This window comes from Acinetobacter sp. ABJ_C5_2 (assembly GCF_044538485.1).
GTDB lineage: Bacteria > Pseudomonadota > Gammaproteobacteria > Pseudomonadales > Moraxellaceae > Acinetobacter > Acinetobacter nosocomialis_A.
On the sequence record NZ_JBIUCS010000002.1, the window covers coordinates 220,844 to 247,443 of the forward strand.

At 39.3% G+C, this 26,600-nt stretch carries 25 protein-coding genes; 14 read left to right on the forward strand and 11 right to left on the reverse strand.

What is annotated here, in order from left to right:
- Window positions 1–97: 97 nt before the first annotated feature.
- The 3 genes from ACH8JV_RS03720 to ACH8JV_RS03730 all read left to right on the forward strand — a co-directional run bounded on the left by ACH8JV_RS03720 (window position 98) and on the right by ACH8JV_RS03730 (window position 3,151).
- Window positions 98–730 (forward strand): LysE family translocator, encoded by a 633-nt coding sequence (locus ACH8JV_RS03720; protein WP_396519776.1) that lies wholly within the window; start codon window positions 98–100, stop codon window positions 728–730.
- A 119-nt stretch (window positions 731–849) separates the two neighbouring features.
- Complete coding sequence (gene lpxL / locus ACH8JV_RS03725; RefSeq protein ID WP_396519778.1) at window positions 850–1,785, forward strand: LpxL/LpxP family Kdo(2)-lipid IV(A) lauroyl/palmitoleoyl acyltransferase; 936 nt, start codon at window positions 850–852, stop codon at window positions 1,783–1,785.
- Between the two features lie 265 nt (window positions 1,786–2,050).
- On the forward strand, window positions 2,051–3,151 hold the full coding sequence (locus ACH8JV_RS03730) for a glycosyltransferase family 4 protein (protein ID WP_396519780.1): 1,101 nt from the start codon (window positions 2,051–2,053) through the stop codon (window positions 3,149–3,151).
- Window positions 3,152–3,206: 55 nt separating this feature from the next.
- On the opposite strand, the gene gltP is transcribed toward ACH8JV_RS03730, so the two are convergent.
- Together gltP and ACH8JV_RS03740 are read right to left on the reverse strand one after the other, a co-directional pair.
- Complete coding sequence (gene gltP, locus ACH8JV_RS03735) at window positions 3,207–4,493, reverse strand: glutamate/aspartate:proton symporter GltP (RefSeq protein ID WP_343568571.1); 1,287 nt, start codon at window positions 4,491–4,493, stop codon at window positions 3,207–3,209.
- Window positions 4,494–5,179: 686 nt separating this feature from the next.
- Complete coding sequence (locus tag ACH8JV_RS03740; protein WP_396519782.1) at window positions 5,180–6,301, reverse strand: endonuclease/exonuclease/phosphatase family protein; 1,122 nt, start codon at window positions 6,299–6,301, stop codon at window positions 5,180–5,182.
- A 187-nt stretch (window positions 6,302–6,488) separates the two neighbouring features.
- Between ACH8JV_RS03740 and asd the strand changes: the two genes are divergently transcribed.
- The 5 genes from asd (at window position 6,489) to truA (ending at window position 12,311) form a co-directional block, all read left to right on the forward strand.
- Window positions 6,489–7,607, forward strand: coding sequence for an aspartate-semialdehyde dehydrogenase (asd, locus tag ACH8JV_RS03745; protein ID WP_311069523.1), 1,119 nt, complete (start codon window positions 6,489–6,491; stop codon window positions 7,605–7,607).
- 148 nt (window positions 7,608–7,755) lie between these two features.
- Window positions 7,756–9,117 (forward strand): FimV family protein, encoded by a 1,362-nt coding sequence (locus tag ACH8JV_RS03750; protein WP_396519784.1) that lies wholly within the window; start codon window positions 7,756–7,758, stop codon window positions 9,115–9,117.
- Between the two features lie 59 nt (window positions 9,118–9,176).
- The gene (locus tag ACH8JV_RS03755) at window positions 9,177–10,469 is read left to right on the forward strand and encodes a hypothetical protein (protein WP_396519786.1); all 1,293 of its coding nucleotides are present in this window, start codon (window positions 9,177–9,179) and stop codon (window positions 10,467–10,469) included.
- Window positions 10,470–10,527: 58 nt separating this feature from the next.
- Window positions 10,528–11,499: an asparaginase gene (locus ACH8JV_RS03760; protein ID WP_396519788.1), complete on the forward strand. Its 972-nt coding sequence runs from the start codon at window positions 10,528–10,530 to the stop codon at window positions 11,497–11,499.
- A gap of 14 nt (window positions 11,500–11,513) precedes the next feature.
- Window positions 11,514–12,311, forward strand: coding sequence for a tRNA pseudouridine(38-40) synthase TruA (truA, locus tag ACH8JV_RS03765; protein ID WP_019458030.1), 798 nt, complete (start codon window positions 11,514–11,516; stop codon window positions 12,309–12,311).
- A 16-nt stretch (window positions 12,312–12,327) separates the two neighbouring features.
- Here the strand turns inward: truA and ACH8JV_RS03770 are convergent, their stop codons facing one another.
- Complete coding sequence (locus ACH8JV_RS03770) at window positions 12,328–13,338, reverse strand: AraC family transcriptional regulator (protein ID WP_004710706.1); 1,011 nt, start codon at window positions 13,336–13,338, stop codon at window positions 12,328–12,330.
- A gap of 264 nt (window positions 13,339–13,602) precedes the next feature.
- On the opposite strand from ACH8JV_RS03770, the gene infA reads away from it, so the two are divergent.
- Window positions 13,603–13,824, forward strand: a complete 222-nt coding sequence (infA, locus tag ACH8JV_RS03775) for a translation initiation factor IF-1 (protein WP_001284370.1) — start codon at window positions 13,603–13,605, stop codon at window positions 13,822–13,824.
- 51 nt (window positions 13,825–13,875) lie between these two features.
- On the opposite strand, the gene ACH8JV_RS03780 is transcribed toward infA, so the two are convergent.
- Window positions 13,876–14,250 carry a lysozyme inhibitor LprI family protein gene (locus ACH8JV_RS03780; RefSeq protein ID WP_086495926.1) on the reverse strand — a complete coding sequence of 125 codons (375 nt, stop codon included), beginning with the start codon at window positions 14,248–14,250 and terminating at the stop codon, window positions 13,876–13,878.
- Between the two features lie 167 nt (window positions 14,251–14,417).
- Between ACH8JV_RS03780 and ACH8JV_RS03785 the strand changes: the two genes are divergently transcribed.
- Entirely contained in the window at window positions 14,418–14,825 is a 408-nt protein-coding gene (locus ACH8JV_RS03785) for a hypothetical protein (protein ID WP_396519790.1), read from the forward strand.
- 58 nt (window positions 14,826–14,883) lie between these two features.
- Here ACH8JV_RS03785 and leuB read toward each other — a convergent pair whose 3' ends face one another.
- The 4 genes from leuB to leuC all read right to left on the reverse strand — a co-directional run bounded on the left by leuB (window position 14,884) and on the right by leuC (window position 18,782).
- Complete coding sequence (leuB, locus tag ACH8JV_RS03790) at window positions 14,884–15,963, reverse strand: 3-isopropylmalate dehydrogenase (RefSeq protein WP_396519792.1); 1,080 nt, start codon at window positions 15,961–15,963, stop codon at window positions 14,884–14,886.
- A 31-nt stretch (window positions 15,964–15,994) separates the two neighbouring features.
- On the reverse strand, window positions 15,995–16,585 hold the full coding sequence (locus ACH8JV_RS03795; RefSeq protein ID WP_086495924.1) for a hypothetical protein: 591 nt from the start codon (window positions 16,583–16,585) through the stop codon (window positions 15,995–15,997).
- A 112-nt stretch (window positions 16,586–16,697) separates the two neighbouring features.
- Window positions 16,698–17,345 (reverse strand): 3-isopropylmalate dehydratase small subunit, encoded by a 648-nt coding sequence (gene leuD / locus ACH8JV_RS03800; RefSeq protein ID WP_396519794.1) that lies wholly within the window; start codon window positions 17,343–17,345, stop codon window positions 16,698–16,700.
- 18 nt (window positions 17,346–17,363) lie between these two features.
- Window positions 17,364–18,782: a 3-isopropylmalate dehydratase large subunit gene (gene leuC / locus ACH8JV_RS03805; RefSeq protein ID WP_002053327.1), complete on the reverse strand. Its 1,419-nt coding sequence runs from the start codon at window positions 18,780–18,782 to the stop codon at window positions 17,364–17,366.
- A gap of 243 nt (window positions 18,783–19,025) precedes the next feature.
- Here leuC and ACH8JV_RS03810 point away from each other — a divergent pair, with 243 nt between their 5' ends.
- Both ACH8JV_RS03810 and ACH8JV_RS03815 read left to right on the forward strand, forming a co-directional pair.
- Window positions 19,026–19,274, forward strand: coding sequence for a DUF2061 domain-containing protein (locus tag ACH8JV_RS03810; protein ID WP_396520014.1), 249 nt, complete (start codon window positions 19,026–19,028; stop codon window positions 19,272–19,274).
- Window positions 19,275–19,391: 117 nt separating this feature from the next.
- Window positions 19,392–20,255 carry a LysR family transcriptional regulator gene (locus tag ACH8JV_RS03815; protein WP_396519796.1) on the forward strand — a complete coding sequence of 288 codons (864 nt, stop codon included), beginning with the start codon at window positions 19,392–19,394 and terminating at the stop codon, window positions 20,253–20,255.
- A gap of 29 nt (window positions 20,256–20,284) precedes the next feature.
- Here ACH8JV_RS03815 and ACH8JV_RS03820 read toward each other — a convergent pair whose 3' ends face one another.
- The 3 genes from ACH8JV_RS03820 to ACH8JV_RS03830 all read right to left on the reverse strand — a co-directional run bounded on the left by ACH8JV_RS03820 (window position 20,285) and on the right by ACH8JV_RS03830 (window position 23,327).
- On the reverse strand, window positions 20,285–21,031 hold the full coding sequence (locus ACH8JV_RS03820; RefSeq protein ID WP_396519798.1) for a sporulation protein: 747 nt from the start codon (window positions 21,029–21,031) through the stop codon (window positions 20,285–20,287).
- A gap of 54 nt (window positions 21,032–21,085) precedes the next feature.
- Window positions 21,086–22,525 carry a DUF2252 domain-containing protein gene (locus ACH8JV_RS03825; protein ID WP_396519800.1) on the reverse strand — a complete coding sequence of 480 codons (1,440 nt, stop codon included), beginning with the start codon at window positions 22,523–22,525 and terminating at the stop codon, window positions 21,086–21,088.
- A gap of 151 nt (window positions 22,526–22,676) precedes the next feature.
- A complete protein-coding gene (locus tag ACH8JV_RS03830) occupies window positions 22,677–23,327 on the reverse strand; it encodes an HAD family phosphatase (protein ID WP_199943537.1) in 651 nt (216 codons plus the stop codon).
- 183 nt (window positions 23,328–23,510) lie between these two features.
- Between ACH8JV_RS03830 and ACH8JV_RS03835 the strand changes: the two genes are divergently transcribed.
- Both ACH8JV_RS03835 and ptsP read left to right on the forward strand, forming a co-directional pair.
- Window positions 23,511–23,996, forward strand: a complete 486-nt coding sequence (locus ACH8JV_RS03835; RefSeq protein ID WP_019458019.1) for an RNA pyrophosphohydrolase — start codon at window positions 23,511–23,513, stop codon at window positions 23,994–23,996.
- An 84-nt stretch (window positions 23,997–24,080) separates the two neighbouring features.
- Entirely contained in the window at window positions 24,081–26,375 is a 2,295-nt protein-coding gene (gene ptsP / locus ACH8JV_RS03840) for a phosphoenolpyruvate--protein phosphotransferase (protein ID WP_263612849.1), read from the forward strand.
- Window positions 26,376–26,600 lie beyond the last annotated feature (225 nt).

Genomic DNA, 26,600 nt, shown 5'->3' on the forward strand with positions numbered 1-26,600 from the left:
CTTATTTTTTGATTCAAAAAGACAATAAGTAAAGTTTCGCTGTATACAAATTAATTATGATATACCTATCAGTATAATAATATTTAAGGATATTTCCGTGCTAGACCTCTCTCAAATTTTGGCATTCGGACTTATTTGCTTGGCGATGGTAATCACCCCAGGTCCAAACATGATTTATCTTATATCTCGTTCCATTAGTCAGGGCAAACTCGCAGGTTTTATTTCCCTCGGTGGCGTTGCGGTTGGTTTTGTATTCTATATGCTCTGCGCTTCTTTCGGGATTACGGCACTTGTGGTCGCAGTTCCATATGCCTATGACACGATTCGTATTGTAGGTGCCATATATTTACTCTGGCTTGCATGGAAAGCATTACGTCCAAATGCTGCACCTATTTTCAGTGTAAAAGACTTATCTATCGATTCACCATTAAAATTATTTTTAATGGGCTTTTTAACAAATCTACTTAATCCCAAAATTGCGATTATGTATTTGTCTTTATTGCCACAGTTTATACACCCACAACAAGGCAGTATTTTAGCGCAGTCTATTCAACTCGGAACCATACAAATTTTTGTAAGTGTTTCAGTAAATGCACTGATTGTGTTTTCTGCAGGTAGCATTGCGCTCTTTCTACAACAAAAACCGCTTTGGGCAAGCATCCAACGCTGGATTATGGGTACCGTATTAGCCGGACTCGCTGTTCGTATTCTTTTAGAACACCGCCGATAACCCACTTTATTTTTCTTTACAGACTCTAAACCTTCAATTTACTCCTGTGTATTACGACGATAAATTCAGTTCGTGATACACTTTTGGCAGTTTTAACTTTTTCAATTTTTTATATCGTTATGAGCCAAAAGCAGCCTTATACGCCCGGTGAGTTTCAGTGGTCCTTTTTATTGCCTAAATATTGGGGTATATGGATTGCGATTACTTTCCTCATGCTTTTGGCTATTTTACCGTGGGCGATTCAATGGCGTTTGGCTCACGGGTTAGCAAATATCGCTTGGAAATATTTAAAATCTCGTCGCAAAACTACTATTCGTAATTTAGAAGTTTGCTTTCCCGAATGGTCACCTGAAAAAGTACAGCAACAAGCAAAACAAGTTTTTGTAGATATGATGCTTGGTATTTTTGAGACCTTGAACGCATGGTATAAGCCGTACTGGTTTAAAAACCGTGTCACGATTGAAGGCTTAGAACACATTACCAATGCTCAAGCACAAGGCAAAGGCGTTTTATTACTAGGAACTCACAGTACTTTGCTTGATGCTGGTGGTTATGTATGTGCTCAATATTTTGAACCAGATGTTGTATATCGCCCTCAAAATAATCCCCTACTCGACATGCTAATTTATCGCTGTCGAGCAACCATTTATAAAGCACAAATTGATCATGATGATATGCGGGGCTTAATTCGCCACCTTAAAGATGGTGATGCAATTTGGTATAGCCCCGACCAAGACTTTGGACTCAAACAAGGTGTTATGGCACCATTTTTTGGAGTGCCAGCAGCTACAGTAACGGCCCACCGTCGTTTATTAAAAATCTCGAAAGCGGTTGCTGTCCCTTTATATTTTTATCGTCATGGCGATGTACAGAACCCTAAATATCATATCTTGATTGAACCTGCAGTCGACAATATGCCAAGTGAAGATGAAGTCGATGATGCAATCCGTGTAAATAAGATTATTGAGAACCAGCTTCGTATCGCACCAACTCAATATATGTGGTTTCATCGTCGATTTAAGACACGTCCTGAAGGATATGAAGAGATCTATTAAGATAAAGCTGCAATGATTTTAAATTGGTATTAGGCATAGCCTCAATTTAAAGTGAAATTCAAATACTTTCGAATAGGCAGACCTTACTTTTTAGGGATAAAAAGTAAGCAAAAATCCTTTGTTCCGCTGATGTTACTTCCATGTAACACAGCGAAACAGCGACATCCATGTCGCTATCACGATAGTAAATTCCGGATAATGATTTAGTTTGAAATGATGTATCTGTAGATGGTCCATCTTTTATGAATGTATAAGGCAAAAAACAATGAAAGTGATGCAACTTCTCCCAGAACTCAATAGCGGTGGCGTAGAACGCGGCACACTGGAAATTGCACGTGCACTAGTTGCACAAGGCCACCAATCTTTGGTTGTATCAAACGGCGGACGATTAGTATCTCAACTTGAAGCTGAGGGCTCTAAACACTTAACGCTACCGATTCATAAAAAATCTTTATCGAGCTTATGGCAAATTCGCCCTTTACGTCGGCTTATTGAAGAGCATCAACCCGATATTGTTCATGTCCGCTCACGTGTCCCTGCTTGGCTTACTCATTTTGCCTTAAAAGGAATACCAGCCCATAAGCGCCCTCACCTCATCAGCACAGTACATGGTTTCTATTCAGTTAATCGTTATAGTGCGATTATGACTCAAGCTGAAAAAGTAATTGCCGTTTCTGACAGCGTAGTTAAATATATCACTAACCATTATAAAAACTGTCCACCACAAGATATTGTCCGGATTTATCGAGGGATTGATCCAGCTGCTTTCCCGCATAACTACCAACCCTCAGCACAGTGGTTTAATCAAGTTTTTAATGACTTTCCTGAACTCGAAAATAAATTTTTACTATGCTTGCCTGGCCGTATTACGCGTTTAAAAGGACATGAAAGTTTAATTGAACTGATACAGCAACTTCAGTCGCAATATCCTCAACTACATGCTGTTGTTGTGGGTGGTGCCGATGCTAAAAAACAGGCCTATTTAAGTGAGTTGCAAAGCACCATTCAAAGCAAAGGGCTCGCTGATAAGATCACCTTTGTAGGACATCGCTCAGATATACGTGAATGGCTCGCTTTTAGCGACATCGTGCTCTCTCTATCCAATCAAGCAGAAACATTCGGTAGAACAGCATTAGAAGCGCTCTCAGTCGGTACACCGGTGATTGGCTGGAACCGTGGAGGTGTTGCCGAGATTTTATCTAATGTATATCCGCAAGGTCTTGTTGAAGCTGAAAATGAAAAAGCCTTAGTAGAAAAAGTAAAACATCATATTGAACAACCTCAAACAGTTGCTCCTGTAACAATGTTCAGTTTAAAAGATATGTGCGATCAGACCCTTGAGCTATATCAAAGTGTACTGAAATAACGTAATAAAAAACCCGCGATGATCGCGGGTTTTTTACAACTAAAAGAAAGCAGTCTTATTTAAATGTTGCTTCATAAGCAGCAGCTTTTTCATAGTCGTATTGTTTTTCCCATTTACTGATTACAAGTACCGCAAGCGCGTTACCTACAACGTTCAACGCAGTACGTGCCATATCCATAATACGGTCAACACCAGCAATAAATGCTAGGCCTTCTACAGGAATACCAACACTACCTAATGTCGCTAATAACACTACGAATGATACGCCAGGAACACCTGCGATACCTTTAGAAGTAATCATTAATGTTACAACCAAAATAACTTGTTGGCTGATTGACATTTCGATACCGTAAAGCTGTGCAATAAAGATTGCTGCAATACTTTGGTAAAGCGTAGAACCGTCAAGGTTAAATGAATAACCTGTTGGGATTACAAAACTAGAAATCGCTTTTGGCGCGCCATAAGCTTCCATTTTTTGCATAATACGCGGTAAAACTGTTTCCGAACTTGCAGTCGAATACGCCAAAATTAATTCATCTTTCAAGATCTTAAGCAAAGTAAAGATATTGATACTGAACATTTTTGCAGTTAAACCAAGTACCACTAAAGCAAAGAACAAGATTGCACCGTAAACCAATACAACCAATTTACCTAATGGAATAAGTGAAGCGAAACCGAAGTTTGCAACAGTTACAGCGATCAAACCAAATACACCCACTGGCGCATATTTCATGATGATGTGCGTTACACGGAACATTGTTTCCGATACAGCATGAAATACATTTAATAATGGGTCTTTCGTCGTAGCTGGTAATGAAGATAGACCAATACCAAAAAGTACAGCAAAGAAAATCACTGGTAACATTTCGCCATGCGCCATTGAACTAATAATGTTCGTTGGGATAAGCGATAATATTGTCTGCATGATGCCATGAGACTGTGACTGAACTTCTTCAGTTGTATGCTTATATTGAGAAATATCTGTTTGAACCAGCTGAGACATATCAATGCCTGAACCTGGATGGAAGATATTCGCTGCAACCAAGCCAACTAAAATAGCAATAGTAGTAATAATTTCGAAATAGAGAATGGTTTTAAAACCAAGACGCCCTAGACTTTTTGTACTGCCAACACCAGCAATACCTAAAATCAATGTAGAGAAAACGATTGGAATAACAATCATTTTAATCAGGCTAATAAAGATCTTACCTAATGGAGTAAGAACATTAGTTACAATACTATCTTTGATTTCAGGCTGGTTATGTAAAACAGCCCCGACAACTATCCCTAGGATTAAAGCAATTAAAATTTGCCACGCAAGGCTAAATTTAAAATTCTTCATAAGACAATCCTTATGCACCGCAAAGTATCAAATATGAGAGGGAGAAGAACACTATTCTTATAGTGAAACCTCAATATGTGCAGTAATTTCCAAACAGAAATTTAAATACACAAGCAAATCACAACCCGCCGATCCGGCGAAGTAAACAACAATGCCTGTTGACGATCCAACATGTCAACGATCGGCACATTCTATTGAGATTTGCCAATTAAACAAGTCCAATTTATGTCTAAATAGACCAAAGCCTATATTTATTCCTCAATAATCTATAAAAACAAAAACTTAACAAAAAAAATTTTTGTATCTATTTTCATCGGAAAAAGCTTTGATATATAAAAAATTTATGAACTACTACCTATATTAAATAGATTTTAAAATTAAGATAACCTTAAAAAAATTTCTTTAATTTACAATTAATTAATGGTATTTATATAAATATCAACCCGAGTTCTGCGTCCTGCAAAACTCGGGTAAATGAGGTTGTGCTTTCAGGGTATATAATTCTTTTTATCGCTTCCGTTCTAACATCGTATCCGTGATGTCTTCCATATCAGCTTAGAGCATCCTTACTTGGGATTATCCATTCCCGCTTCCGTGTGCCGATGAATGTAGAATACGGGTTTTAGCTCCCCCTGCCTATTGGACCTAGACTCAAATCTTTGTACGATATTGCTTACAACTTATTTTTATATACTTTTCTCTTTATAAGGCTCCGCAATTTCATCAGTTACTATTTTTTCTTCTTTTTCAGCTTTAGCAATACCTTCTTGTATCGCAGCTTGAGCTTCCTCTTCATCATCTTGAGTTTGCTCTACTTCTTCTTGAATTTCTTCAAATATTCGACCTGTTTGTAAAACGACGTAGACAGGAAAATGATCTGATCCAATATGAGATAAACGCTGCATTTTTACCAAACCGAAGTCTGTACTGTGAAAGATATGGTCGAGTGACCAACGTAATAAAGGATAGTCTGCATGAAAAGTATTTATAAAATGTCGCCCAACTCGCGGATCGAGCAACCCACTAATACGCTGAAATAAACGGGTTGTCCGTGACCACGCTACATCGTTTAAATCCCCCATCACAATACAACTTTCATCTAAATCCTTAATTTGATCTCCAACAATCAGAAGCTCTGCATCTCGTAATGTTGAATCTTTTGCTTCAGTTGGACTAGGCGGCTTTGGATGTAAACAGTAGAGCTGAACAGGCATCCCAGAACGTAAGACAACCGTAGTATGGATAGAAGGAATTTCATCACTTAAAATGAATTTGACTTCAACATTTTTAAGCGGTAGTCGACTATATAAATGCATGCCATATAAGTTATCGAGAGGTACAGGCACACGGTAAGGGTAATCCGCTTCAATTTCTTTTAAAGCATTTTCCCACGTTTTATCTGTTTCTAAAGTAAGAAGTAAATCAGGTTTGAGTGACCGCACATGTTCAAGAAGCAAATGATATTTATCATTAGGCATGAGCACATTGGAAACGATAAGTGAAATTTGCTTTTTGGGATCTATTTGCTGTTGTTTGACCTTTTTAACCTGCTTTTTCCAAAACAATGTATAAGGCAAAACCATTTTAAGCTGATAAGCAATTGCCGCGATGAGCACCGCAAGCAAAAGCTCACGCCCGATATTCCATTCATTCGGCCAAAACAACATGCCAATTAGAGAAATTAAGCCAAGAAATAGAATTTGTAATCGCGGAAAATCAGCCCCTCTAAACCACCACTCATCACGAGGAATAAGTGACCAGAAAGTCAACCAAATCACCACTACAGATAGAACTTCGATATAAATCATTGAAATTACTCTTTTAAGATGATTTGTTTTTTAATGTTTTTGTCATCTTTATCAATTTTGTATGTAACATAAACAAGATATTCTACTCAATAAAATTGCTGTTTTGATTCTGTAACGCTTGCAGTTGTGAGCACTTTTGATACACTCAACTCCCCCTAACAATTTTAACGCACCGAGGCAAAATGACATGAAAGTAGGTCTGGTCGGTTGGCGCGGGATGGTCGGTTCCGTCCTTATGCAACGTATGGTTGAAGAGAATGATTTTGCTCATATTGAGCCATTCTACTTCTCTACCAGTAATGCAGGTGGTGAAGCTCCTTCATTTGGTGGTAAGACTGCCCCAGCACTTATGGAAGCTACAGACATTAATAGTCTGAAGCAAATGGATGTCATTATTACCTGCCAAGGTGGTGACTACACGTCTGAAGTTTTCCCACAGTTAAAAGCAACTGGTTGGGATGGTTACTGGATTGATGCTGCATCTACTTTACGTATGTCTGATGATGCAATCATTGTTCTTGATCCAGTTAACCTTAACGTGATTAAAGACGGTTTAGCGAAAGGTACTAAAACTTTCGTGGGTGGTAACTGTACAGTATCACTTATGTTGATGGGCGTAGGCGCACTTTTCCAAAACAATTTGGTTGAGTGGATGACTGCTATGACTTATCAAGCAGCATCAGGTGCTGGCGCACAAAACATGCGTGAGTTGTTAACAGGTATGGGTTATTTATACAACAATACCAAGACGTTGTTAGATGATCCTAAATCTGCAATTCTTGATATTGACCGCCAAGTTGCTGAGCTACAACGTGGTGAAGGTTTCCCTTCTGCGAACTTTGGTGTGCCACTTGCGGGTTCACTAATTCCTTACATTGATAAACAGCTTGAAAGCGGTCAATCTAAAGAAGAGTGGAAAGGTCAAGTTGAAACCAACAAGATTTTAGGTAACTCTCAAATCGTTCCTATTGATGGTCACTGTGTTCGTATCGGTGCAATGCGTTGCCACTCTCAAGCATTAACGATCAAACTGAAAAAAGATGTTCCGCTTGATGAGATCGAAGATATGATTCGCAACTCAAACCAGTGGGCTAAAGTTGTACCAAATACACGTGAAGCATCTATGACTGATCTTACACCTGTAGCTGTGACTGGTACCTTAACTGTACCTGTAGGCCGTTTACGTAAACTCAATATGGGTAAAGAGTATCTCGGTGCATTCACAGTAGGCGATCAGCTACTTTGGGGTGCTGCTGAACCTTTACGTCGTATGTTACGTATTTTAGTAGAATACAAAAGCTCATAATTTGACCTGAATCATTCAGTCAAAATAAAAAGCCGATCACATTTGATCGGCTTTTTCGTAACTGGTTTGTGAAAAATTAACAATTTATTTACATTTCATTATTGTATAATTTTGAACGACTTTACGACTGATCAGGTCATGGATTGAGATGACTGCATATAACAAATTAAAAATTGCCATTTTCACCATTATGTCTTCGCCTTCTATTTATGCGATTACATTAGATCCTATTCAAATTCAATCTGCGCCTGGGGAATTACTGTATGCAGAAATGAATTTTCAGCAAGCCGATCCAAATACGCCCTTGCAAGTCAGTTTAGCCACGCAAGAAGACCTTAATGGTTTAGGAGTCACTCATCAACCTCCTGGTAACTTGAATTTTTATACGCGACAAAATGGCCAAGGTTCTGGCGTTATTGTAATTACCTCATCTCGCCCTATTATTGATCCTGAACTGAATATTGTCGTAAAAGTCAGTGAAGGTAATGCAACTCGTCTTCAACATATTAAAACCGTTTTAAAGCCATCACCTATAAAAAAGGTCGCTGCTAACGAAAGTCCACTTTCACCGCAATTTATCGTAAATGAAAAAGACATCGCGTTAAACTTACCTGAAAGTACTCGATACACACCTGCTGAGACAGCAACAACCGTAGCCGAAACTCCAGCTAATGAACGTAATCTAAATATTAGTACTGGAACTGCTCCGGCTTTAAATAGCTCTGCTCCTGCGACGCCTTTTACCGAAAAACCTTCGACTCAAGCGCCACAGCAAACTATCGCAGCAATGAGTACTGAGCCATCTGCTATAGAAAAACAGCCATCTACGCCTCTTAAACCAAGTAATGACAATCAAACAACGACAGTCAAAAAAGCAGCCCAAGCTAACCCTGCTCAACACAAAAATGTATTAAGTAAAAATACACCGAAAAAGCAAAAAATCAGCACCTATAAAGGCCCAGCACCTACCGGTAAATATGTTGTACAACGGAATGAGTCTTTATGGACTATTGCCAATCGTATTGCAGCACAGACCAAACAACCTGTGGCTAAAGTCATGCGAGATATCCAAGCTCAAAACCGACATGCGTTTATTCAAGGTGATGTAAACCGTTTACGTCAGGGAATCTCACTAAACTTAACAGCAGCAAATACAGCTAAAGCTTCACATCCAAAACCTAAATCGAGTGAAGCCAACTTAGCAAAACCATCTTCTGGCAGAGCTAAATATCGTTTACAACAAGCTGAAATGAGCATTGTGGCAGAGAACAGCCCAAATTCTACTCATGGAAGTGCAAAAAAGAGCACACAACAAGGTCAAAACAATACTGAGTTAGCAGTAAAAGTTATGACAACTCGAGAAAAAACCGTTACATTACAAAGGAATGTAACCAAACTAAATCAAACTTTAAGTTTAAAAGACCAACGTATTCAACTTCTGAATGCGCGTTTGGCAGAGTTACAACAGCAGTTACAAGCACAGCAACGAACTCACAAGCAAAAACATTAAGTTAAAACCAGAGTTAGCTCGCTTTATATTGCAAAATTTTATTTTTTAAGGGGAAAGTAATGTTATATGTGATTCCGTTTATCATATTACTCGTGGTCGCCGTTGTTTTAAAAAAGCGTGAGAATGGCCAAAAACAAGAGACCACCTCCTCAAAAAGTATAAGTAAAAAAGCAGGTAAAAAAGCGAGCGCCAAATCGAGTAAAAGCTCTCGCGAAAAAAATAAAGCCAGTGTAGTTGAAGAAGTCGCTCCTGCTCTTCCACAAAGTAGTCCGGTACCAGAAGCTGTTCGTCAAAATATTCAACAACTCATTCAAGAAAAACAGTTTTCTGCGGCCGAAGCTCAAGTCAATCAGGCACTAAAGAAAGACAATACCCAACACGAATTGTATTTATTACTTCTTGAAGTTCATATTGCTCAAAAAGATGAATTTGCGATTCAACAACTTATTAGCCATATTCGCAGCTTGGCATTAAATGAAATCGCAATTAAAGCAGAAGCAAGACAAAAAGAATATGAGTCTTCAAGACAACCTGATGCTATTGATTTTCCTCAGGCTCAAACGTATGAAGAGCCAAAAAATACACCTGATACAACAGCTCAGTTTGACCAGTTAACAACAAGTTCTTCTGAAGCTTCTTTTGATGACTTGCAGAAAGACTATACACCGGTAAAACAAGAACCTGCTGTTGAAGTTGAACCGTTAGAATTTAACTTTTCATTCGAAAAAACTGCGGCCACAGAAAATACCAGCCAACCTGTACATGAAACAGAAGTATCAACTTCTCCGCAAGAACCAGAAGTATCGTCATCTCAGGAAACAAATGAGCTAGCTGATTTAGAGTTTTCTTTTGACTTGGCACCTCAGCATGAAACTGAAGAAAAAACTCAAGCAGTAGAGGTAAAAGCAGATCAAGAGAGTAGCGTCAATACATTAGATTTCAACCTTGACTTAAATCCTTCAAGTTCAGAGACGAAATCTGTTGAACAAGCTACATCATTAGATGAACTTACACTCGTAGAACAAGCGCCATTAGAAGTGACTTCGATCGCACCGCTTGAGTTTTCGTTAGATGAGCCTGCCTTAGTTACAGCACCAGAGCTTGAAACTCAAAACCCTATAGATGTAGTCAATGAAGTTGTTACGCAAGCTCAAATAGAAGATCCACTTCTAGAAGCTTTTCCAGAATTAAAACAAGTAAATGAAAATGAACTCGACTTAAAGTTGGCTGAGCAATACATTAAGTTTGGAGCGAACCAAGCAGCACGCAATTTACTACAGGCTGATGAGCAAAAATTCAACACAGAACAACAACAACATGCGAAAAACCTACTTAATCGCATAGCTTCTTAGAACTGTTCGATTTACCATAAGCAGTCAGAGATGACTGCTTTTTTATGCCTGCAAAAATATGAAAAAAATAGCCTTATTTTATATGGGTGGTACTTTTGGTTGCATTGGTGAACCTTTAGCTCCTATGCCTTATGACCAATTCTTGCCTCAACTTGAAAAAGTGATTCCCCCACACTTAACAGTCGACTGCTTTGCTGCACCCAATATTGTCGATAGCAGTGCATGTACGGCACCTGATTGGTTACGCCTCATTCAACGCATACAACAACTACAACTTGAAGGCTATCAACATTTCGTTGTTATTCACGGTACAGATACACTCAGTTATGCGGCTGCAACCCTAGCCCGCTTTTTAGGCCAAAGCTGTCATATTGTGATTACTGGTAGCCAATACCCGTTACTCAATGTTCAAGGTGATAATACTCGTGAATTTACTGATGCAATTGAGAACTTATATCTTGCATTAGAACAGGTGATTGCCCTACCTGTAGGTGCATATCTTGCATTCCATCATCAAGTATTCCATGCACAAACTGCTTTAAAAACGCATACAACTGAACTCGATGCATTTTCAGGTTTAAGTAGTGAAGTTGAGTTTACGCCTCAGCAAAATGAATTGATCGTACAAGATGCTCAAATTGAAAAAGCAGCTTCATTCCAAATTTTAAACTGGATGATGCAACCGATTGCAACACAGCACTTGGTACAGCAATTACGTCACTTACTTCCTGCCCCACCACACTTTTTGGTGTTACAAGGCTTTGGTACAGGCAATATCGCAGTAAACCCTGAACTATTGGCAATCTTAGATGAATTGTATGCTCATGGTTGTGTTCCAATCTTGGCGACACAAGTGACCTTTGGCGGCATTGACCAACGTTATGCAATTAGTGCTTGGGCCAAAACTGCAAAAATTGTCATTAATGATGCGCATAGTCATGCAGATCTTTATGCAAAAGCACTTCAAATCTATTTAAAATACCCAACCCCAGAACAATGGCTCAGCCATTGGAATGAAAATTTGCATTAAATAGAGGTAAAGCTATGCAACGTTATGCGGTCGGTATTGAGTTTAGCGGAGTTCAATATCGAGGATGGCAAACACAACAGCCAGGCGTTGCCAGCGTTCAGGAAACCATTGAGCGTGTACTCAGCAAAATCGCAGATGAACCTATTGCACTTCACGGTGCGGGCCGAACAGATGCGGGAGTACATGCAACGAATATGGTGGCACACTTCGATACGAACGCCATTCGTCCAGAAATGGGATGGTTGAGAGGAGCAAATAGCCAGTTACCTAAAGATATTTCCATTCAGTGGATTAAACTGATGGATGAAAACTTTCATGCACGCTTTAAGGCGACGGCTCGACGTTACCGCTATGTTATTTATAACGCTCCTTGTCGCCCAGCCCTCTTACATAAACAGGTCACGCACATTTACCAACAGCTAGATGTGCAAAAGATGATTAAAGCTGCCAGCAAATTTGAAGGTACGCATAACTTTGAAACCTTTCGCGCAGCAGCATGCCAGTCCAATAAGCCTGTACGACATGTAACGCATTGCCGTCTATTTGAACATGGCCGCTACTTGGTCTTAGATATTCAAGCAGATGGTTTTCTACACCATATGGTGCGTAATATTGTTGGATGCTTACTCGAAATTGGTCAAGGTATGTATGAAATAGACCATATCGATGCGATGTTTGCGGCACAAGATCGTAAAGCTGCAGGTGTCACTGCTCCACCTGATGGTCTCTACTTTATTCAATGTTATTACCCTGAGCAATTTGACTTGCCACAGCCACCACTTGGGCCACATTGGTTAAACCTACCTGAGTAGGCTTAACCCATTTTTATTAACGGTGTTGTTTACGCTTACGGTACTCAACTGGTGTTTCATTGGTCCATCGTTTAAACGCACGATAGAACGTACTTGGTTCAGAGAAACCCGTTAAATACACAATACGTTCCACGCTCTCACTGGTATTTGCCAAAAGTTTTTTAGCCAAACGACAGCGATAGTCAGAAAGTATTTGCTGGAAACTAGTATTTGCTTCGCTTAACTGTGTCCGTAAACGGCGCGGTGTAATATTTAATTGAGCTGCTACAGTTTCTAGCGTGGTTTCTCCACTTTCAAGTGTCGAACCAATCGCACGACGAACTTCACCCACTAAATCATAACGAGCAAGTTCTTGTAACTTTTCAATTGCGAGCTGCTCATGCAATTGCAATAGTTCAGGCTCTGCTTGCCAAAGCTGGAAGTCTAAAATGGCAGGATCAAAATATAGTCTTGTTTCTTTTTGCCCTAAACTTACCGGACAGCCATAAACTCGGAAATATTCGTCCTCCGAAGCACCTTCACTAAAGTTAAAATCGATGAAGATAGGATGAAACTGCCCTTCAGTAATAAATTTGAAGAATCGAAGCACACCAGAAATCGCACATTCTGAAAAATGACGATTTACAAGGTTGTCGGCTCCCACTTGCTCACCATTAGTCAAATAGCAGCGTCCATCTTCAACCACTAGTTTCGCATCGAATGCATCACTAATTAGACGTTGGTAAGCCAAAGCTCGCTTAAGCCCTTCACCAAAGGTTTCACTACTAATGAATAAATGTTCAATCACCTGACCGCGGTATAAAGGCAAATGTTCACCTAAATGCAAACCGATGTCTGGATCTTTACTGACTTCCTGAGCTGCAGTCCAAAAGGCATACTGTGCACTTAACGGAGTACGTGCATTAGTATCGACCTGATTTAAAGCGACTCCCGCTTTAGTTAATATTTCTTCTGTTGGCAATCCTGCACGACGAATTGCTTGATAGCCAAAACGTAATACAACTGATGCATCTGTTAGCTGACCCACGCAGTGCCCTTCCATGTAGATACTTCATTGATACTTAGGAGCTGTTGACTCTTTTTTCATGAACAGTCCCTAATAACTATGATTTTAGATTAGCGTTGATTGACCAAACTGACAACAGAATTAGAGTTGTTTTGTGAAAAAAATTGCATCTTTTTTTACTAGTCATAGTTTAACCAGATGCTTTAACAAGAAGATGTCTATCTTGTTTTTTTTAAATAAATTGACTATAATTTGCGCCTTTCCAATTTGATCATCAGGTAGGCTATGGCCAATAAAGAGGAACTCATTGAGTTCGAAGGCGTTGTCACCGAAACGCTTCCTAATACGATGTTCCGTGTACGTCTTGAAAACGGTCACGAAGTTATTGCACACATTTCTGGTAAAATGCGTAAACACTATATCCGTATTCTTACTGGCGACAGTGTGAAAGTCGAAATGACTCCATATGACTTAACTAAAGGTCGTATTACGTACCGTGCTCGCTAATTAGTGAATGCAAAAAAGCCACATCATGAAGTGGCTTTTTTATTGCGTTATTTATTCACTTAATCGACTGGTTTTACATCCGACTGTTTGGCATTCACGCAATCTTTCTTGCAGCCAATGGTTTCTTTCTTGCGTTGTCTGTAAACGGCATTGCACGTCTACACTATTTCTATTTGAATCTGTACATTCAGCATCACGTTGACGTATCCAAGCAAGTTGAGACTTCTTAAGCGTATTTTTTTGCGCCGTATTCAATTTTGCTCTTAATGCCTGATAGTTTTTATTCAAGTCTGCATCAGCACTCGCATAGATTTTATTTGTACAGTAAATATCATCATAAGTATTACGAGTAGTGTCACAATTATCGGCATATACTGCTGTTACTCCAAAGCTGCATAAAAATGCTAAAAGTATTTTTTTCATCATGTTTTCCTTAAGTTTTTTGCAAAATAATTATAAAGCCTTTTGGATATGAGTATGAATCCCTAGATAAACTCATTCTCCATTTATCATAAACTTCCTTTTTTTCTTTACAAGCTAGGCAATCCAACCTACCGTTATCTAATAATAAATATAATGTGGTAGAGAGAAAAATGAATATACAGACCCTATGTCGAATAAGCTTACTCTCAGTGATACTTATTCATTTTAACGGTTGTGCAACTACCCCACGCCAATCTGTCGACTTACAGGAATATTTAAAAGGCTTTCTGGGCAAATCGTCGACCACCATTCAACAAGAACTAAACTTACGTGGTCTTGGTTTTCAAATTGCTCATGTTCCACAAAAAACACCAAATCAACTCATCTACACAATTTTGCGGCCCTTAAGTATTCCAATTCCTATGGTGAGCAATGTTGAGATGGGTGGTAATCCAGTCCCTATTCAATCGGGGTCTTTAGGGAGCAATTCTTACGATGTTAATTTTAGTTGCAAAGTTATTTTTCAGCTTAAAAATGATATTGCTGAATCAATCCAATATCAGGGCAAAGCCTGTTAAAACTTTTCGACAATAAAAAAACGCAGCGATTAGGCTGCGTTTTTTACCAAAGTAGCGATTAAGTAAGAGCAGCTACAACAGCTTCACCCATTTCAGCTGTACCTACTTTAGTCATGCCTTCAGACATAATATCGGCTGTACGGAAACCTTGATCAAGTACTTGCCCTACTGCATCTTCAATTGCTTTAGCAGCAGCTTCTTCACGGAAGGTATAACGAAGCATCATTGCAACAGAAAGAATGGTTGCTAATGGGTTTGCCACATTTTGACCTGCAATATCAGGCGCCGAACCATGACAAGGTTCATACATGCCTTTGCCACTCTCATCTAAAGAAGCTGATGGCAACATACCAATTGAGCCTGTAAGCATTGCTGCTTCATCAGACAAGATATCACCAAACAAGTTGCCTGTAACGATTACGTCAAACTGTTTAGGCGCACGTACAAGTTGCATTGCAGCATTATCCACATACATATGTGAAAGCTGAATATTTGGATAGTTCGCTTGCTGTAAGTCAGTAACCGTTTGCTTCCAAAGCTCTGTCACTTCTAAAACGTTTGCTTTATCTACAGAACACACTTTACCGCCACGTAATCCTGCAAGTTCAAAAGCCACTTTTGCAATGCGTTTAATTTCACTTTCAGAATAAACGTCAGTGTTATAGCCTTGTTTTTCACCATTTTCGAGTTCACGAATACCACGTGGTTGACCAAAGTAGATACCACCAGTTAATTCACGAACAATTAAAATATCTAAACCAGCAACAATCTCAGGCTTTAAGCTAGAAGCATCGGCTAATTGTGGGTATAAAATCGCTGGGCGCAAGTTAGCAAACAAGTTAAGTTCACTACGAATTTTTAAAAGACCACGTTCAGGGCGAATAGAGCGTTCAATGGTGTCCCATTTTGGTCCACCAACGGCACCTAATAAAATGGCATCAGCTTTCTTTGCTTGCTCGCTTGTTACAGCTGGGTACGGTTCACCATGAGCATCAATCGCCGCACCACCCAATAGGCCATGTTCCCAAGTCAACGACAAATTAAATTTTTCATTTACTTTATTTAATACTTTTTCTGCTGCCCCAACAATTTCAGGACCAATTCCATCACCAGCCAAAATTAAAATCTGTTTAGACATGAAGTTTTCCATTTTCAAAGACAAGACAGCGTTATGACTGTCGTGGTGTTAGTTTTTTCTGTTCAAGAAATTCACCGAGTCCTGTGGTTACATCAAATGGTCGACAAAAACGGCGAATTACACGCCCATCCTGCTCTAAGTCAACACATAATGGATCTGGTACAGAAACATTCAGCAAACTACCCGAACGGTTAGATTTGTCTCGGTACATTTTAAACATATAGCGGTGATTAGCTTTGAATTGGTGAATAACATGAATTGTTTCTGCCCGATCTGGAGAAATCGGATAGTAACGAATCACCACTTCATATTGTTTCGCAGGCACAGATAGATACAAGCTATTGCTTTGACTCAACACCGAACCATTTAATCTTACAATTCCTTGATGAATTGCCTGATTACTAATTCTGCGTGTCTGTGCATCAACAACAGTAATATCATTTAGCCGTTCAAATTCGCAACTTTTTGCGCCCGAACAATATATTGCTGCATTTTGCCCCAAATGTTCTTGTTCAGCCTGCTTAATACGAACAGTATCCACTACATTATGAGTGCTCTGACAAGCACTCAGTGTTATTGCGCACAGGCCCAACAAAAAGCTATGAGTAACGTTCCTCTTCATTGTTCAAGCCCAATCCTCATCTAGTGCATAATTTTAAGCTGTTGTTATGCTTTAGCATGTTAGCAAGAGTTTGAACACGACGCCATGACTATGTTTAAAATGTACCAAAAGGTTAATTTATCTCTTGGAATACCCAAGGACGAACTTGTTTAGTTTTTTCTTCATAAGCGCGAATTGCGTCCGCATTTTGAAGAGTTAAACCAATATCATCCAAGCCATTTAACAAGCAATGCTTACGAAATGGATCTACCTGGAATTTAAAAGCTTCGCCGGTTGGCGTGCGAACTTCTTGCGCAGCTAAATCAATAGTTAATTGATATCCTTCATTTGCAGCACATTCTTTAAATAGCTGATCAACAATATTCTCAGGCAAAATGACTGGTAACATGCCATTTTTAAAACAGTTATTAAAGAAGATATCTGCAAAGCTTGGTGCAATAACGGTACGGAAACCATATTCATTTAATGCCCAAGGTGCATGCTCACGACTTGAACCACAACCAAAGTTCGTACGAGCAATTAAAACAGTTGCGCCTTGATAACGTGGTTGGTTCAAAACAAAGTCAGGGTTCTTTGGACGTACCGAGTTATCTTGACCCGGATAGCCTTCATCTAAATAACGAAGTTCATCAAATAAGTTGTCGCCAAACCCAGTACGTTTAATCGATTTTAAAAACTGTTTTGGAATAATTAAATCTGTATCGACATTGGCACGATCTAATGGTGCAACGATACCTTGTTCAACTGTATAAGCTTTCATGGTTTGCTCCAGACCGAATTAAAATGAACGAACGTCAACAAAATGACCTGCAATTGCAGCCGCTGCTGCCATTGCCGGACTTACCAAGTGAGTACGGCCACCATTCCCTTGACGACCTTCAAAGTTACGGTTTGATGTCGATGCACAGTGTTCGCCCGGTTGCAACTTGTCTGCATTCATGGCTAGACACATTGAACAACCCGGTTCACGCCACTCGAAACCAGCTTCTAAGAAAATTTTATCCAAACCTTCTTTTTCTGCTTGTTGCTTAACTAAACCAGAACCCGGAACAATCATCGCTTGCTTAATGCTAGAAGCCACTTTACGGCCTTTAACCACCTCAGCAGCAGCACGGATATCTTCAATACGTGAGTTAGTGCAAGAACCAATAAATACACGGTCAAGTTGAATTTCAGCCAATGCCTGACCTGCGTTTAACCCCATATATTGATACGCACGTGTCCAGTCACTACGTTGTACGTCATCTTTCGCTTGTTCTAAAGTTGGTACAGCTTTAGATACTGGAATTACCATCTCAGGTGAAGTTCCCCAAGATACCTGTGGTTCAATCTCTGCACCATTTAACTCAACTACAGCATCAAAAACAGCATCATCGTCTGAATGTAAAGTGTTCCAATAAGCAACCGCTTGTTCCCACTGCTCGCCTTTTGGTGCGTAGCTACGGCCTTTTACGTATTCAATGGTTTTGTCATCAACTGCAACCATACCCACACGTGCACCCGCTTCAATCGCCATGTTACATACCGTCATACGTCCTTCAATCGACATATCACGGAAAACCTGACCACCGAACTCAATTGCGTAACCCGTACCACCAGCAGTACCAATTTTACCGATAATCGCCAACACAACATCTTTTGGTGTTACGCCCTTACCTAAAACGCCATCAACACGAACCAACATATTTTTTGATTTTTTCTGAATCAAACATTGTGTCGCTAAAACGTGTTCAACTTCAGATGTCCCGATACCATGTGCCAAACAACCAAAGGCACCATGAGTTGCTGTATGCGAGTCACCACATACTACCGTCATACCCGGTAAAGTTAAGCCTTGCTCAGGACCAACAACATGCACAATACCTTGGCGAATATCATTAATACCAAATTCAACGATATTAAATGCCTTACAGTTATCATCTAAGGTTTGAACCTGAATACGCGATGTATCATCTTCAATACCTGCAATGCCCTGATCACGCTCTTTTTTAGATGTTGGAACGTTGTGGTCTGGTGTAGCTACGTTTGCGCTTAAACGCCACGGTTGACGACCCGCAAGTTGCAAACCTTCAAATGCTTGTGGACTTGTTACTTCATGCAATAAATGACGGTCGATATAAAGTAAGCACGAACCATCATCACGCTCTGTAACTACGTGGTCATCCCACAATTTGTCATATAAAGTTTTGCCTGCCATGTCGTCTTGCTCCATTGGACTGGGTAATTCTAATCTTTCTTCGATTATAGCCAGAGTTTCACATAAATCTAATTTATCATTTTTATAAATTAGAAAACTTTTAGGAATCATTCCTACTTATCTTAATATTGTTCAAAATATACAAATCGGATTTGTTAATGATTATCATTTGCATAATCCATTTTTAATCTTATACTCTTATCTCTATACTAAAAATATCAAATATAGGTAGAGAGAACGATGATGGCTAATATTCAAAAATTCGTTGTAAATAACCAACGTACATTAAAGAAAACCTTAAGTTACTACATTATGCATATTACGGTAGCAATGCTAGTCGCGTACTTTGTAACAGGTAACATTTGGATGGCTTTAACCTTAAGTATGTTAGAACCAACAGTACAAGCATTTGCATTTTTCTTTCATGAAAAAGTATGGGCAGCAAAAGACCGTCGTATTTCAGCCTTAAGCGAAAAAGAGACAACTGCTTAGGTTAAGATTAATACGCCAAATCACAAGTTTATAGAACGTTTAGCTGCAAGCATGATACGATTTTGGCTTGGCGACTTTAGCCTCTCTCGATTTTTCTATTCCAAGTAGAGTTGTATTATGAATCTTGCAGCCTTTGAAGCTTTTGTAAAAGTTATGGAAACAGGGTCTATCTCTGTAGCTGCAGATCAACTCTTTATTACCCAGCCTGCTGTCACCAAACGTATTCATAGCCTCGAAGAATACTTCGGCGTAAAGCTATTTGAGTCGGCAGGACGTGGGGTTCAAGCCACTCATGCTGCACATTCATTATTGCCAAAAGTCAAAAACTGGTTAAATGAACTTAAAGATATTCACCACACACTGAGTCATGAACAAACGCAAATACAAGGCCGTTTAAAAATCGGGACGAGCCATCACATCGGGCTGCATCACTTGCCTGCCCCACTTAAGCATTTTGTTCAGCAGTTTCCACAAGTCACTTTAGACGTACATTTTGTTGACTCAGAACAAGCACATGAACAGGTCCTTGCTGGTGATTTAGAGCTTGCATTTTTAACGCTTCCTCCTTCAGGTGATGAACGTCTTAACTACATTACCATCTGGAATGATCCTTTAGTTTTTGTAGCTGCTCCATTTCACCCATTGGCTCAAAAAAAGAATTTAACCTTACAAGATTTAATTGAATATCCAAGTTTGCTGCCTGCCGCACAGACTTATACAGCCCAAATCACTTTGGCTGAGTTCGAAAAACAAGGACTTAAACCAAAAATCACCATGAGTAATAACCCTCTTGAGTCTATTCGTATGTTGGTTTCTATTGGTTTAGGTTGGTCAGTTTTACCAAAAACTCTACTGAATCAGGATATGCAGCAGCTTGATTTAGATGTCGAGATGAATCGCCAATTAGGTATGGTATGGCACCCTGCACGTACTCAATCTAGAGCTATGCAAGAATTGATTAAAATGATGCAGGATGCATAAAAGACACTCATTTAAGCATCTAATTTAATTTATCCAAGCTTCAAGAGGCTTCTAATTTGTTGCACCATTTGGTTTTCATCAAGCATATGATGTGGAATGGTGATCGTTAATAGTTGATCTGATCGAAAATGACGGTCAACTTCAAGCATAACGTGAGTTTGATTAGGTTCTGCAACGAAAGAGACTTCAACCTCATTAAACCCACTAAACATACGTGAAGAGACAAATTCAAGTTCTTGGTAACAACCAATTGTTGATCTAAAATTTCGTGCAGTAAGTTGACCTTTTTCTACATCAACTGTTGATAAAATAAAGCTACATCGCTGCATGGCCTGTAAAAACATTTGCATAGCGGGAGTTGGCAGTACTTTTAAATAATCACGATCAGTTGCATCTAATCCCCAATCAACATCCATATGAGTTTGAATCCAAACACGTGTACCATTTCTTCGACAAGCGACTTCGGTAATCGGTGTCTCAAATGGTAATTGAATACTGAAAGGGAAGGAATAAGCTTGATGTGCAGGCAATAAAAAACGAGAATTTACTAACCACTCTTGTAAGACCAAAGGTTGATTAAACTCATGGTCACCAGATTCAACTTCTGCCATTGTCATCAACTTCAAATAAAGACCATTAATCTCTTTATCAGATGATCCCCCTTTGAAGCTAATTTCCCCATGCAGTGTCTCACCTGCTTGCAAGTTTGGATTGTGTAAAACGGTTTCTACCGTTACGCCTTGAAGACCCAAACCAGACATAATTTTATTAAACATTTTTTCTCTAACCTTTCGGATTATTTCATGTCATCTGTAACAGCATACTTATTCTTAAAGCGCATCATCTCCAGCGAGTGGAATTTTACCCTCTGCAACTTCATTTATAAATTGTTGATAATCGTTTAAATTGCGCTCTGCATATTCTTCTGCATACGTTTGTAATACGTCTACAATCGTATCGCCCTCTCCAAGATATCCCATAAGTACATCTGCATTTCCAGATTTTGCATGGGCATGCGCTAAAGCTAAGCCACAATCTTCAGCATACTTATAGAAATACTCTTCATCCATATCATTAATATTAAAAGATATTTTCATATCGCGTAACTGACGGACATGAAAATGTTGATTCGATATTGAAGAAAATCCAAGAAATATATCACTTGCAGCCTGCATGAGTTGCTGACCATGTACCACACGTTCACCTTCGTGATTTACTTTTTCTACAAATAACGGACTAAGAATTGATGGATTCGCTTCTTTCATTTGTAAAATTAACGGTTCCCGATCTGCATCTTGAAATAATGCTATGGCTGATCGTGTACCAACACTTCCAATACCAACCACTTTAAAAGCCACATCTGTACATTGATAACGATCAAAAAGGACTTGGCGATCATATTTCAAGGAATCACGATATTGTTGAAAGAATACATCAACATCTTTACTAAATAGTTCATCTCCACTTGGATGCCATAATAACGGCGCATCATCTACAAAATGACGCAATCCTGTCTCTTGGTCCTGTTGGGTAAGCTTCGGCAAAACAGAATACACCGTTTTTTTCTGTGCCGAATCAATATCCTTTTCGCTTTTCTTTCTAAGTTTCCGGCATTCAGTATTTTCTAATAAGGTAATGGCATCAATTTTTTCATACCAAACTTGTAGTGGTGAAAGTTTCGCACTTTCTAATAAGTGCTGACGATAACTACTCAGCATTATTTTAATTGCTCTTAAACCTACTTTATCTGCAAGATTAATATCACGTGCCGCAATCACAAAACTGGTTGCTAAACGTTTTACATCCCATTCAAACGGGGCAACTAAAGTTTCATCAAAATCATTAATTCCAAATAACAGGTTACGTTCTGGACTTGCAAAACCACCAAAATTACTTAAATGACAATCACCACAAATTTGTTGAAATAAACCTGTATTTACCTGCTCCCATGCTTGGTCAAATAGCATCAAAGAAGGCATGCCACGATAAAATGTAAATGGTGAAACACTCATCCGTTTTGCACGAATCGGTTTGAGTTTCTCTAACCGTCCTTGATTACTCCAATCATAGATCGTTAAAGCAGTTGTACCTTGTGGTCGTTCAGAAAGCTTTGATAACTGTTCACGCGGTACTTTTTTACGTTGAGCTTTACCTAATTTAAAGCCTTCACTTTTACTCAGTAATTTTCCCTGATAGCGATGGCGTGTTAAATCAACACTTTGATCATTCCAAAGTTGTTTTGGTAATTTAATCTGTGGTGTTTTTGACATTATTACCTCATTTTTAAAATTTATTTTTATTGAACTTATCAATATTTATTTTTGGATTAGGATTTTCAAGAAATATAAAAAATAATTTAAATATAATGAATTAAGAGCTGAAAGAGCTTATCTAATACATAGCTCTTCCAACTCGATAATCTTAAATCGACCAGTCCTGAATTTCCCAGTTGTGCTCTTGAGCTAACTTTTCAAGACGGTCATCAGGATTTACCGCAATCGCATGCGTTGCATATTCAAGTAAAAAACGGTCATTGATTGAATCTGAATACGCCCAAGACTCAGATACACTGCGTCCAGCTAACCAGTCGTCAAGACGTGCAAGTTTACCTTTTTGATAACATGCCAAGCCCGCAACTTTACCGGTATATTTGCCGTCAGCCACTTCGGCATTGGTCGCTAAAATTTCAGTAATACCAAATTCACGGAAAATTGGCGCGGTAATAAAATCACTCGTTGCCGTAATACCCACAATGGTATGACCAAGGTCTTGATGTTTCTTAATCGCATCGAAGCCTTTAGGGCGCATTTGTGGACGAATCACTTTTTGCATGAACAATTGGTGAAGCTCTGTTAAGTAGTTATTGTCATGCTTTGTTAAGAAACCGAAAACGAATTCATTATAAGCATATGGGTCAAGTTGGCCTGCTTTGTAATCTTCATAAAATTTATCATTCATCTGACGATGATGAACCGGATCAACCAAACCTTCGTTGACTAAAAATTCACCCCACGAGTGGTCTGAATCGGTATTTAACAAGGTATGGTCTAAATCAAACAACGCCAGTTTCATGAAAATTCTCGTTTAAACTGAAATTTAAGAAAAAAAATGTAAATCTATCTCCGCTAGTCGATAGAAATTCGTTAAGATCGTAGCAATTTAAACATTTTACTTTGATCTTTTCGAGCTGGACATAAAAAAGTGTTTGTCCCCGCGATTAAAGTCAACGATATAGATAAATATTTAGGTAGCCAAATGATCGACTCAGAAGGTTTCCGACCCAATGTCGGGATCATTTTGGCAAACGATGATGGACAGGTTTTATGGGCAAAGCGCATTGGTCACAATGCTTGGCAATTTCCACAAGGAGGCATCCAGTTTGGAGAAACCCCTGAACAGGCACTTTTTCGAGAACTGAGAGAAGAAATCGGCTTATTGCCCGAACATGTCCAGATTATTGCGCAAACCAAGGGATGGCTGCGTTATCGTTTGCCACATCGGTACATTCGGTCAGACTCTGACCCCGTATGTATCGGACAGAAACAAAAATGGTTTTTACTGAAGTTAACTGCGCCTGCAAAAAATATTCAGTTAAACCTCTCTGACCCGCCCGAATTCGACGAATGGCAGTGGGTTAGCTATTGGTATCCTCTTGGTCAAGTGGTGAACTTCAAGCGTGATGTTTACCGGAAAGCCATGGTGGAGTTGTGTACACAGTTGCCGTTGCAACAATTACCCTAAAAATCATTTATCTAGCAAATGATTTTTATTAAAAGTGCTGTTATAAATACATTCATAGTCTAAAAAATACTGGAGTATACATCCATGTCAAACATGCAACTCGACACTCTAAGACGCATTGTCCAAGAGATTAATGCGTCCGTGAGTTTGCATGAATCGTTAGACATTATGGTCAATCAGGTTGCTGAGGCCATGAAAGTGGATGTTTGCTCTATTTATTTACTCGATGAACGCAACCAGCGTTATGTCTTGATGGCCTCAAAAGGCTTAAATCCAGAATCAGTTGGTCATGTCTCATTGCAGTTAGGTGAAGGCTTGGTCGGTCTGGTTGGGCAACGTGAAGAAATTGTTAACCTTGACAATGCACCAAAGCATGAGCGCTTCTTGTATTTACCTGAAACGGGCGAAGAAATTTATAACTCATTCCTCGGCGTACCTGTCATGTACCGTCGTAAGGTTATGGGCGTTTTAGTTGTCCAAAATAGACTTCCTCAAGACTTTAGCGAAGCAGCCGAATCCTTTTTAGTTACGCTCTGCGCTCAACTTTCTGGGGTAATTGCACATGCTCACGCGGTTGGCAATATCGATGTATTTCGTAAGCCAAGCAATGGGCCTGCCTATAAAACCTTCCAAGGTGCTTCAGGTGCAGGTGGTGTTGCGTTAGGTCGCGCTATTATTTTATATCCACCTGCCGATTTGGGTGCAGTGCCTGACCGTGAAGCAGAAGATATTAGCCATGAACTCCGACTTCTAGATCAAGCGATTTCATCAGTTCGTTCAGAGATTCGTTCTTTAGATGAAAAAATGCATGATTCACTCATGGCAGAAGAACGCGCTTTATTTAGCGTTTTCTTAAGAATGCTAGATGAAAATGCATTACCTGCAGAAATTAAAGATCTGATTCGTGATGGTCATTGGGCACAAGGTGCTGTTCGCCGTGTCATTGAAAAACACACTGCCCTATTTGCGCAAATGGAAGATGACTATCTTCGCGAACGAGTTTCCGACCTTAAAGATTTAGGACGGCGTATTTTAGCTTCTTTGCAAGAAGAAGATTCAAGCCACCGTGAACTCAGCCCAGACAGTATTTTAATTGGTGAAGAAATTAGTACTGCTGCGCTCGTGGAATTACCGGTCGATAATATTGCAGCCATTGTAACCTCAGAAGGTGCTGCTAACTCGCATATGGTAATTGTGGCACGTGCATTGGGTATTCCAACAGTAGTTGGTGTAACTGAGTTACCTGTTAACACGCTTGATGATGCAGAAATGATTGTGGATGCGTATCAGGGCCGTGTTTTTGTAAACCCTCCACGTCGTTTACGTCAACGCTATAAAGAAATTCAAAAAGAAGATGAGCAAATCGCAAAAGATCTCAAACAATATGAGACCAAAGAAGCGATTACTCCAGATGGAGTATCAGTTCAACTTTTTGTAAATACAGGTCTCATGATTGATGTTGTTCGCGGCGTACAACGCGGCGCGCAAGGTGTGGGCCTATATCGAAGTGAAATTCCATTCATGTTGCGGGAACGTTTCCCAGGTGAAGAAGAACAACGTGCTATCTATCGTCAACAGTTGAGCCACTTTGCCAATAAACCAGTGGTGATGCGAACTCTCGATATTGGTGCCGATAAAGACTTACCATACTTCAGTATTGAAGAAGAAAACTCGGCGTTAGGATGGCGTGGTATTCGTTTTACGCTCGATCATCCAGAGATTTTCTCGGCACAAATCCGTGCAATGCTCAAAGCCAGTATTGGTTTAAATAACTTGCATATTCTGTTGCCAATGGTGACAACAGTCAGTGAAGTCGAAGAAGTACTTTATTTACTTGAGCGTGACTGGATAGCTGTGCAAGAAGAAGAGCAAGTTAAAATTACTAAACCAAAAATCGGGATTATGGTAGAGGTACCAAGTGTACTGCTACAAATTGATGAGTTTGCAGAGCTTGTCGATTTCTTCTCGGTTGGTTCAAATGATTTAACTCAATACTTGCTCGCAGTGGACCGTAATAATCCACATGTGGCCAGCGTATATTCACACTTCCATCCATCCATTTTGCGTGCCCTAACCCGACTGGTAAAGGAATGTCACAAGTACCAAAAACCGGTAAGTATTTGTGGTGAGATGGCGGGCGATCCGTTATCCGCAATCTTACTGATGGCAATGGGCTTTAATACCCTTTCTATGAGTTCAAGCAACATCTTACGTGTGCGTAAAGCAATTTGTCATGTACCCATGACAGATGCCCAAAAGTTACTTGATGATGTCATGAAAATGAATAACCCGCTTATTGTAAAAAGCTGGCTTGAGTACTACTTTAAAACGCATGGTTTAGCCGATATGGTTAAATCTAACCGTCTTGTCACCGTATAAATACTTTAAAAGGAGAGTTTTAACTCTCCTTTTTTATTGAACTATTTTTTAGATTTTCTCTCTTATTTTCAGATTCACATTTACCGTACTCAACAATTTTACTTCACTGTTAAAATCGGTTTTATCTATTAATATAGCCAATTTAATCCATTTGAAAAATAAATGATCAGATTCTAGTATATTTAAAGAACGAAATTGAAAGATATTGCGATGTTTCAATGATTA

Bases quoted from the DNA above. Each gene is read 5' to 3' on its own strand.
- ACH8JV_RS03740 (WP_396519782.1), bottom strand. From the start codon at position 6,301: ATGATTTATATCGAAGTTCTATCTGTAGTGGTGATTTGGTTGACTTTC.
- ACH8JV_RS03820 (WP_396519798.1), bottom strand. From the start codon at position 21,031: ATGTTTAATAAAATTATGTCTGGTTTGGGTCTTCAAGGCGTAACGGTA.
- ACH8JV_RS03835 (WP_019458019.1), top strand. From the start codon at position 23,511: ATGATCGACTCAGAAGGTTTCCGACCCAATGTCGGGATCATTTTGGCA.
- ACH8JV_RS03825 (WP_396519800.1), bottom strand. From the start codon at position 22,525: ATGTCAAAAACACCACAGATTAAATTACCAAAACAACTTTGGAATGAT.
- ACH8JV_RS03810 (WP_396520014.1), top strand. From the start codon at position 19,026: ATGGCTAATATTCAAAAATTCGTTGTAAATAACCAACGTACATTAAAG.
- truA (WP_019458030.1), top strand. From the start codon at position 11,514: ATGCAACGTTATGCGGTCGGTATTGAGTTTAGCGGAGTTCAATATCGA.
- ACH8JV_RS03815 (WP_396519796.1), top strand. From the start codon at position 19,392: ATGAATCTTGCAGCCTTTGAAGCTTTTGTAAAAGTTATGGAAACAGGG.
- asd (WP_311069523.1), top strand. From the start codon at position 6,489: ATGAAAGTAGGTCTGGTCGGTTGGCGCGGGATGGTCGGTTCCGTCCTT.
- ACH8JV_RS03755 (WP_396519786.1), top strand. From the start codon at position 9,177: ATGTTATATGTGATTCCGTTTATCATATTACTCGTGGTCGCCGTTGTT.
- ACH8JV_RS03730 (WP_396519780.1), top strand. From the start codon at position 2,051: ATGAAAGTGATGCAACTTCTCCCAGAACTCAATAGCGGTGGCGTAGAA.
- leuD (WP_396519794.1), bottom strand. From the start codon at position 17,345: ATGAAAGCTTATACAGTTGAACAAGGTATCGTTGCACCATTAGATCGT.
- leuB (WP_396519792.1), bottom strand. From the start codon at position 15,963: ATGTCTAAACAGATTTTAATTTTGGCTGGTGATGGAATTGGTCCTGAA.
- ACH8JV_RS03830 (WP_199943537.1), bottom strand. From the start codon at position 23,327: ATGAAACTGGCGTTGTTTGATTTAGACCATACCTTGTTAAATACCGAT.
- leuC (WP_002053327.1), bottom strand. From the start codon at position 18,782: ATGGCAGGCAAAACTTTATATGACAAATTGTGGGATGACCACGTAGTT.
- ACH8JV_RS03760 (WP_396519788.1), top strand. From the start codon at position 10,528: ATGAAAAAAATAGCCTTATTTTATATGGGTGGTACTTTTGGTTGCATT.
- ACH8JV_RS03795 (WP_086495924.1), bottom strand. From the start codon at position 16,585: ATGAAGAGGAACGTTACTCATAGCTTTTTGTTGGGCCTGTGCGCAATA.
- ACH8JV_RS03780 (WP_086495926.1), bottom strand. From the start codon at position 14,250: ATGATGAAAAAAATACTTTTAGCATTTTTATGCAGCTTTGGAGTAACA.
- lpxL (WP_396519778.1), top strand. From the start codon at position 850: ATGAGCCAAAAGCAGCCTTATACGCCCGGTGAGTTTCAGTGGTCCTTT.
- ACH8JV_RS03750 (WP_396519784.1), top strand. From the start codon at position 7,756: ATGACTGCATATAACAAATTAAAAATTGCCATTTTCACCATTATGTCT.
- ACH8JV_RS03785 (WP_396519790.1), top strand. From the start codon at position 14,418: ATGAATATACAGACCCTATGTCGAATAAGCTTACTCTCAGTGATACTT.
- ptsP (WP_263612849.1), top strand. From the start codon at position 24,081: ATGTCAAACATGCAACTCGACACTCTAAGACGCATTGTCCAAGAGATT.
- gltP (WP_343568571.1), bottom strand. From the start codon at position 4,493: ATGAAGAATTTTAAATTTAGCCTTGCGTGGCAAATTTTAATTGCTTTA.
- infA (WP_001284370.1), top strand. From the start codon at position 13,603: ATGGCCAATAAAGAGGAACTCATTGAGTTCGAAGGCGTTGTCACCGAA.